Here is a 916-nt window from a genome sequence, read left to right as displayed (position 1 = left end):
AGCCTCGTCGTTGACCAAAAAATATACAGATGAGTAATCGGACGACCGTGAAACGTCGGCATAGCGGTAGGATTGCGGTGAGTACCAGGACCTCTTTCGCACGGTGACCTTCGCACGGTGACCTTCGTACAGGGATGGTGGCGTCCATGGCACGCGGATCTCGGCAGCGTTGCTGCCGGTGTGGCGTCCGGCTGGCACATCATGACCTGGTCGATCCCCAGGACGGCGGTGAGTGAGAGAATGACCGACGGTAGAGAGCGGACCTTCGCGGTCCTTCGGCTCACAGGCGAGCGTTTCACGCCACCGGGTATTCCGGTCGCGGCGCTACCCGAAATCGTTGCCTATCAGGACATCGTCGCCGAGGTTGCGAAAGCCTTGTTCCGTCGTAGCCATCCCGGCCGTCATCGTGTTCCCAAGGGTTTCTTCGAACGGCTGGGTCTTCGACTTGAGGCGGTGGACGTTGGCAGCGCGATGCCAGTTCTGACGCGCTCAGCGGGACCGGGTGATGCGCTGTTCGACAGCGTCGACGAGTTCGACGCCGCTCGGGATCTGGTTGCCGAAATGCTCGCTGCTGCCGCTGAACGTGGAGATCTCCCTGACGGTTTTCCGCCGGTTCCACCGATGATTCTTCGTCGGTTCGGCCAGACACTTGAGAAAGACGAGGGACTCCAGGTCGGGACGCGGGAGAGCAACTGGTCATCGGCACCCGTGTACACGCAGTTAGTGCGACGACGACTCCTGCTACGCCGCTTGGGGAATTACACGGACGCAGTTGCCGCTACCGGGATCCTGATTGATCTCGCTCCTGGTAGGGGAACCTTTACGATCAGGACCGAGGCTGGCGTCTCGGTAACCGCCAATTATGACAACGACAATTTCGCTGTGGTACGTGATGCTGCCGAACCGACGCCTAAGC

The 916-nt window shown here is 60.4% G+C and carries 1 protein-coding gene; it reads left to right on the top strand.

Annotated elements, in window-relative coordinates:
• Positions 1-228: 228 nt before the first annotated feature.
• Positions 229-916, top strand: a 688-nt coding sequence (locus tag U9980_RS26570) for a hypothetical protein (RefSeq protein WP_322770437.1), incomplete at its 3' end; no start/stop codon positions are given.

Source organism: Protofrankia sp. Cr1 (genome assembly GCF_963555865.1).
Taxonomy (GTDB): Bacteria; Actinomycetota; Actinomycetes; order Frankiales; family Frankiaceae; genus Protofrankia.
The sequence above is the reverse complement of the archived record's forward strand: the minus strand, read 5'-3'. Positions and strand labels throughout refer to the sequence as shown.